Origin of the sequence: Loigolactobacillus backii (assembly GCF_003946275.1) — a bacterium.
GTDB lineage: Bacteria > Bacillota > Bacilli > Lactobacillales > Lactobacillaceae > Loigolactobacillus > Loigolactobacillus backii.
Map to the genome: position 1 here is coordinate 36,465 of NZ_RHNQ01000014.1, position 7,437 is coordinate 43,901.

At 40.9% G+C, this 7,437-nt stretch carries 4 protein-coding genes; all 4 read right to left on the minus strand.

Features of this window, described 5'->3' with window-relative positions; translation table 11 throughout:
- Position 1: 1 nt before the first annotated feature.
- Positions 2 to 3,556, minus strand: a complete 3,555-nt coding sequence (locus EKM61_RS04090) for a PD-(D/E)XK nuclease family protein (RefSeq protein WP_068222280.1) — start codon at positions 3,554 to 3,556, stop codon at positions 2 to 4.
- Between the two features lie 398 nt (positions 3,557 to 3,954).
- Positions 3,955 to 5,376 (minus strand): C69 family dipeptidase, encoded by a 1,422-nt coding sequence (locus EKM61_RS04095; protein ID WP_068222277.1) that lies wholly within the window; start codon positions 5,374 to 5,376, stop codon positions 3,955 to 3,957.
- A gap of 184 nt (positions 5,377 to 5,560) precedes the next feature.
- Positions 5,561 to 6,055: a hypothetical protein gene (locus EKM61_RS04100; protein ID WP_068222274.1), complete on the minus strand. Its 495-nt coding sequence runs from the start codon at positions 6,053 to 6,055 to the stop codon at positions 5,561 to 5,563.
- 251 nt (positions 6,056 to 6,306) lie between these two features.
- Complete coding sequence (locus EKM61_RS04105; RefSeq protein WP_068222271.1) at positions 6,307 to 7,062, minus strand: C40 family peptidase; 756 nt, start codon at positions 7,060 to 7,062, stop codon at positions 6,307 to 6,309.
- Positions 7,063 to 7,437 lie beyond the last annotated feature (375 nt).

The window sequence follows — 7,437 nt, forward strand, 5'->3', positions numbered from 1 at the left end:
TTTAGTCTTCCTTCCTCTGCCGTTTTTCAGCCGCCAACATAGCCACAACATCCTCTGGCTGGAGTGTATTTAATTGGTGATAATTATTTTCCGGTAGCATAGCGTCAAATTGGAAAATTGACTTATACGGTGAGTACTGTAAGGCAGTATGATTATCTGGCCACTTAACCGGATTTAATTTTAAATCCCCATTAAAAATACCCTGTGCCGCCTGTCTAATTAACGTCTCGTTATGCTGAAGTAGCAACTCTAACTCACTTTCAGTAACCAGATTACTTTGGTGAGGACTGTAGCCGCCACTTGCCTTTTTATAAAGCGGGTAAACCTGTGAGTAGCCACTCTTTTTATCAGCTAAATCTTGATCCAAATTATCAAGTAACGTTAAATCATTTAATAAAATCCCATCATATTTATTGGTTGCTAGTAATGCATCATCAAACCCTTTGCTAAGTACATCCTTTAGCTTTAACTTAGGATTCTGTAAATGCATGTATAGTGCCCCAGCCAGCTTTACCGCGTTACCATCGGCCAATTGACCCACATTCTTTTTCATTGCGTCTAAATAGGTTAACATCTGCAAGGCCAGTCCATAGTAAGCATCGCTGAAACTAAATTTGTGCTCACTAGATTTATAGTCCACAATTCCTAAATAACGTTCTTGGCCAACAACCAATTGATCAATGCGATCAATCTTCCCTCGAACGTGAACCGCACGTCCCTGTGGCAGATTAAAGTCTAATGATTTCAGCCCTTCTTTACTACCGACATGGCCAAATAAAACTTCCGTTCGTAGTGGCGCCATCCGTGATTTTTGGCCCTGATGTTGCAGCGCATGACTCATTTGTTTAACCGTTCCAGCCAGTTGCCGAGCAATATAGGCCATCCGGTTAGAACTATTTAAAATCTGAAATTGAGGCAACTCGCGCATTTCGTTTAAAATATGATCTACTAAGTGATCGATTTCCGTTAGTTTTAATTCGGCGATCGTTCGCCCATCGGCCTGTACTTGACGTAATAAATGATCCAACGCCATATGGTAAAATTCTCCCGTACTAGCCGGTGACAGTTCGAAAACATCACGCTCACGTAATTTTAAACCGTACTTTAGAAAATAAGCGTATTCATTTTGATAAAATTCCTCGAGCTTTGAAATGGATGTATTAATCGATTTACCATACAAACTGGTAACAATGTCAGGCTTTAATTGCACTGGAATATTCCGATAATTCAAACTGGCCATTAACTTTGCCGTTAGCTGTTGATAATTAGGATCTTGACGTAATCGGCGGTAAACGTAAAGCCAAGCCACTGGCAGCTCTTTCTTCTGCGCAATTGCATCTCGACTGATTTGAATTAAATTAGTCAAAGCACTTCGCTTCGAGCCTACATACGTTGCAATTTTATTTGCCGTCAACTGCGGGCGCGTCGGGCAATACTGCCAAGTTAAATGAAAATAGCGCCGAATTCGTTCAACGTATGGCGACGGCTGTAATGAAGCACCATCATCCCCCGTCATAGGGTAAGTAAAAATAAGCCGCTCTTTCCCGCTCAAAAACGCTAAATAATTAAGGTACGGTTCAAAGGCCATCTGGGCCAACGCGCCATCTGGTAAATAATGTTCCGCCGGTAGTGTCGCGGTTAGCTTTTCTTGATCACTGTCTGAAAGCAATTGGTTTTCACCTATTCGGTCAGGCATGACCAAATTAGTGGCGCCAATCATAAAAATTACTTTACGCTCATCAGTTTGAACAATCCCCGTTTCCGAAACTAGCACCTGATCCAAAGTTGATGGAATTTGTGAATAACTGGCGCCCTGAAATCCAGCCTGAAAGAGCGCCAAAAAATTAGCACTATCAAAATCACTATCGCCTAAAATTGTGACGTATTCATCCAGCATACTGCAGAAAGTTTGCCAAGTTTGTTCTGGTTGTGCTGCGGCCGTTAAATCACCACGTTCAACCGCCTGATCACGCCAATTTAATAGTTGATCAGGTACGCCCCATTTGACTAAAAATTGATAAATTGCCACAACGGCCTGGCTCCCAGTTTTAACCTGATCTAACTTTTTAAAAAGCGGTGGTAAACTTTGCTTAATAAAATTCCGAATAATGTTAACTTGCTTAGTTATCACTTGATCACGGTCCGAGACGGTTCCAAAATCTTGCTCATCAAAGCGGTAGTACTGCCAGTCGTCTTTACGTAACCATTGTTTTCCGGTAAAGCCAAACTTCAACACCATATTTTCGGTTAAATCAACGGCCTGCCGAAAATCTTCGAGTGCCATTGTTTTACCCTGAACCTTAGGTAAAAAAAGCTCTGTTTTTAATAAACGCATCATATCCTGATAACGATAAAAATGATCTTTAACTGCAAACAGCGCATTAATTAATTCAACTAAAGGATGATCAACCATGCTGTGTTGTAAATCATCAAAGTAAGGAATTTGCTGCTTTTGAAAAATTGGTGCCAAAATTGTTTCGTAAGCATCTAAATGCCGTGTTAACACCAAAAAATCCCGGTAGTGGTAACCCTCTAGCGCAACCATTTGCCGAATTTTAGTCGCAACACGCATAACTTCTGCATACCGAGTGTCAGTACACATTAATTGGAGCGTGGTCGCTTGCGTTAGGGTTTCACTTTGAATATTCCCGCCGTTGGTTGACTGAATCCAATAATTTTCTAATTGTTGTAAGCCCGCACTCACCCGCGGCTGTTGAGCCCGCAAATCCGTCGCAATTGGAATATGAAAACGGCGTGCAGTTTGATAGAGTTGGTGGTAAACCTTACCTGATTGAAAAAAGAGATTTTCTAAAGTGGGCAATTCATTAGTATAGGCTTGATCAAGGGTTAAACTAACCGTTACTTTAGCCGCGTGTGTCAACAAGGTTGTTAGTAAACGATATTCTTGAGCCGATAATTGTGCAAAGCCTTCAATGTAAAAATAACTGTGACTTAAATCTTCCTGGGCCAAATAGTCACTTAAAGCGTTGAGTAAATCTGTATTTGCAACGTACCGGCCAGCCATCGCTGCATCAAACGCCTGATAGATTACCGCTAAATCGGCCACTTTAGCCGCAATATCTGCCTTAGGATCTAATTTTTCGCCGATTGCTTGTAGATCTTCGCTAGTAACACAGCCAGTTTTTAAGTTCATTAACTGATCAACCAATTGGGCAATGAAACCTGGCTGCGTTAACTCGCCCCGAAAAATTGTTAGTTCGGCCGCATGCTGCGTAACAGTTTGATACATCAGCATATTCAATCCAGCCTTATCTAACCTTGGCAATTGATAATAAGGTGTGTTCTTCATGAAATGCCAAGCCAACCGTGAAAACGAAAAGACCTGTACGTTTTGTTCAGCGTAAACCATTGAAGTCTTAGCTTGCCGCTGCTGTAACGCATTTAAAATGGCAACTTCTGAACTAAACTTGATGTGGTTAGGAATCAAATAAAAAAAATGGCCCTCTGGATCAGCATCTAACTGCCGACCCAACTGTGCTAACATCACTCTTCGGTGGTCTTGGCTGGCCTTTCCAATTACAAACTGTAAGCTCATCGTCAACTTCCTTTCATAAAGTGTTTGAAAAAGCGCCCGGGTTCTACGCCACAAATACAATTACAGGACCCACAATTATGCTTTCCAAGCTAATTTGTCTAAGCGCGCCAGTCATTGCAAAAATTAGCCAAACAAAATATGGCGGGTACAGTAATCTACTTTTTCACACACGTTTAAATCGGTTTGGAAAATACGATTAAACTACCTTCCTGCTTACTTTAATTTTACCATAAAACTTAGTATAATCCTCGTTTGCTTTGAACGTATGTTTGCTTTTGATTTTTAAAATAATGGTAGTAAATTTGCAAGCGTAACGCAAATTTACTACCACTATTTTTAAAGATAACTCATTCATTTAATTAAACTACACAAACAAATCTCCAGAATATTACCTTGCACTATAAATTATCGCCTGGCTCAAAAGTAATCGGTGATAAGTTTAACGATTGCTTGACTAATGAGTCCATTAATAATTTAGTGTTTTTAGTAATTTTAGCTGCCGCTAACTCATTTTGTTGCGTTAAATAATCGGTTAATTTGGCCCCACTTAGCTCAGCTGCCTGTTGGTCAGTTAACTCAACGGCATTCCGTACTTGCGCTTGGCAAGCATCGCGATACTCATTAATTTGCTCAACAAAATCATGATAGTGAGGTTCAACTAGGACGCCCAATGACTTATAAAGCCAGTAAGCATTGTCTAAATCAACCGCTTTAGTCGTATTGCGATAATTTTCTGGCGTATCATTAATGTTAGTGAAGAACGGCACGTACGGGCTGTATGCAAAAAAGCCCATCGCTATCCACTGAATACCGGCGTACTCCGGCGCCACATGGTTACGAATCTGTAAAATATGTGACACTTGATTACGATCTAACGCAATTGAACGGAAAGTTGTTTTCTGTTCTTTTGTTCCTTTTCCAAAAGGATCATACGGTGTTTCTTGATAATGCGAACTCAAAAAGTACTGTAAATCCTCCACTGCTAATTTACGGTCAGCGTGTTGGATAAACGGAATTTCTTGACTCGTTGGCTCTTGTTCAACACTCGGTGTAAATAAGCGCTGACCATACCAAGCTCGAGGCGTATTATAATGGGCATCACTTTCAGTGTGTGTTCCAAAAATTTGCCGATAATTAAAGTGCCCTGGATGAGCATTTAAATGATGATCGGCAACAAATTTAGCCAAATCAGTTGACCACATAAACTGTTCTGGTTGGTCAAAATCAATTTCCTGAATATTAATCTGATTAGGGGCAATGGCGTAAGCGTCATCAGGAATTCGTTGGGCAATCCAATGGTGCCCACCTGCTGTTTCCATGTACCAAACCTCATCATGATCAGAAAAAGCAATTCCGTTACTTTCACCTGTTCCGTATTTTTCAATTAAATCGCCTAATCGTTGAACACCAGCGCGGGCCGAGTCAATGTATGGTAAAACAAGCGTCGTCATTGCCTCTTCATTAAGCCCATTCAGAACCAGTGGATCAAAACCTAATACCCGGGGGTTTGTAAAAGTTGTCTCCGTTGCGGACATAGCAACGTTCTTTTCGTTAATCCCGGCTTCTTCATAAAAGCCATCGTTGGGCCGATAATTAGGCTCTGCTGTGTAACGGTAAGCGTGCGCCGGTAACGGCACAACCATCCCAGTTTCTGGAGAAGTAAACACTTCACCCTTTGAAGCTCTTGCGGCATGTACAACGAATTTTTTTGGATTGATTGGTCCGTATCCATCCTCGTTTCTGGCAATCATAGTTGAACCATCGAGACTTGCCTTTTTTCCGACCAAAATGGCAGTACACGATGAGTGTTTAGTTGACATTTTGCCACTCCCTTTCATACTTTAAGTTTAGTCGTTTGCCAAAAACAACGCAATAGTGGTGGGAGCGTTTAGATTTTGAACATTAGTCCAAAGCACGTTCAGAAATACTTCTTTTAACCTACTAAAAAAGCACAGTTACTCCTACCTAATCGTGGCGTAACTGCACCCAATAAATTTATTATTTTTATGATGCCACTAACGACGTTCTTACCCGACCTATCATTCCGGTAAAATCAGGGTGCTTTTGCACAAAAACAGCCAGATTTCGTTCAGGCAAATCCGTTAGCGGAATAGTCTTGTATAGCGTTGGATCAATTGTCGCGTAGGCTAACACTTTTTGATTGTTCGTCAAAACAACCTGAATGGCCGCGGCCAAACTAACCGCCCGCACCAAATAAACTTCCCCCACACGGACCGTCAAACGGTAAATTGGTACACCAACGTTTTGTTGTTGCCGCGGTCGGCGACTACGCCTAATTGAGCCGATTTTTTCAGAATTTTTTAATTCTTGAGCCAAATCCGTCGTAATTTCATGAACCACTTTTATTTCATGACAAATTGCACAATTGGCCGGCCGGCTTCCTGCTTCGTGGTCAGCAACATGTTGTGTATAAAGGTCCGCTAAATAAATCAACATTTTTCGTTGTTTTTCCTTCAACAATTGTCGTTCTGTTTCCAACAATATCACCTACAATCAAAAGAAAAATTATATTTATTACATTTATATTACAATAGTATTACGACAAAGTCAAAAAATAGCAGGCTAAACCCAGAATTAAACCCGGTTTAACTTGCTATTTATGAAAAATGATTATTTAAATTAAAAAAGTAACTGGGCAGCTACTTTGCCACAAGAACGGCCATCGTACACAAAATTAAGAAACTGGGACAAAAATTCTAGCCTCTTATTGTTTCCAAACACTCCCTAGTTTATAAAACATGGACACCAAATGATGGCATAAAGTAATTTGAAATTGTCTCGATTTCAACGCTTTGTCCTGGTTGTGGTGCAGCAACATATTGATTATTTCCAATATAAATGCCTACATGGTAGGTTGCACCAACGCCACCCCAAAATACAAGGTCACCAGGTTGCATTTGATTAAGCGCAACTTGCTGGCCGGCGCTTTCCTGAGAAACCGTGTAATGATTCAGTTGAACCCCAGCCTGACTATAGGCGTAGGCAGTTAACCCTGAGCAATCTAGTCCCTGACCGGGTGTTACACCGTCCCAGACATAAGGAACACCAATCTGTGACTTAGCAGCAGCCACCACTTTTTGGGCCGCAGTTGTTGTTTGTTCAGTTGTCGTCGTTGTTTGCTTTTGATTAGTCGTTGTTGCTGCAGTTGGTTGTGCCGCTGTCTGCGCTGTCGTTACAGTAGTCTGATCATCAGTTGCCTTTAAGTACTTCGCCGGTACCCATTGATCGTTACCGATGTTATACCATTTTTCACCTAAGGCCTGTTTTGTGCCTTCAATATTAACGGATTGTCCTTCAACTAAATAGCGTAAGGGCCGTGGTGCATTTGAGTTGTTATCCCAAACAGTCGTCGCACCACCATGATATGTAACGGTCCCCTTGGTTGCAGCATCAGCACTTGTTGTCTGGATGCTCAATAACGTTACACCGGCAATTCCAACCACACCAGCCGTTATAACCTTCGTTAAATTCTTTTTTGCTGTCATAATATGTACCCCTCACTAAGAATGAACTTTCTAACTCCAACCACCACTATAACTGACCGAAATTACAGGCCTATGACTTGCATATGACAGCCCCATTACAAATGAAAAATATTAGACAAATATTTTTATTAATAGCGTTGTTAATAAGAATGGCTCTAGCAGTTTACTATGGCCAGCACTTTTCTAACATCATTACTTAACTTTGCGAATAACAATTTGAATCCAAGCGAAGGTCTGGCTTTTAGGCGCAACTTCTTGTATTATTAACATATTAGAAACAAAACCTAATTGAACAATAAAGACTTGTGGTCAGAAGTCAAGTAGGTGATACGTAAAATATTGATAGTTCTAATTGTGAGGAGAGTATACTTCCCC

Bases quoted from the DNA above. Each gene is read 5' to 3' on its own strand.
- EKM61_RS04090 (WP_068222280.1), bottom strand. From the start codon at position 3,556: ATGAGCTTACAGTTTGTAATTGGAAAGGCCAGCCAAGACCACCGAAGA.
- EKM61_RS04105 (WP_068222271.1), bottom strand. From the start codon at position 7,062: ATGACAGCAAAAAAGAATTTAACGAAGGTTATAACGGCTGGTGTGGTT.
- EKM61_RS04095 (WP_068222277.1), bottom strand. From the start codon at position 5,376: ATGTCAACTAAACACTCATCGTGTACTGCCATTTTGGTCGGAAAAAAG.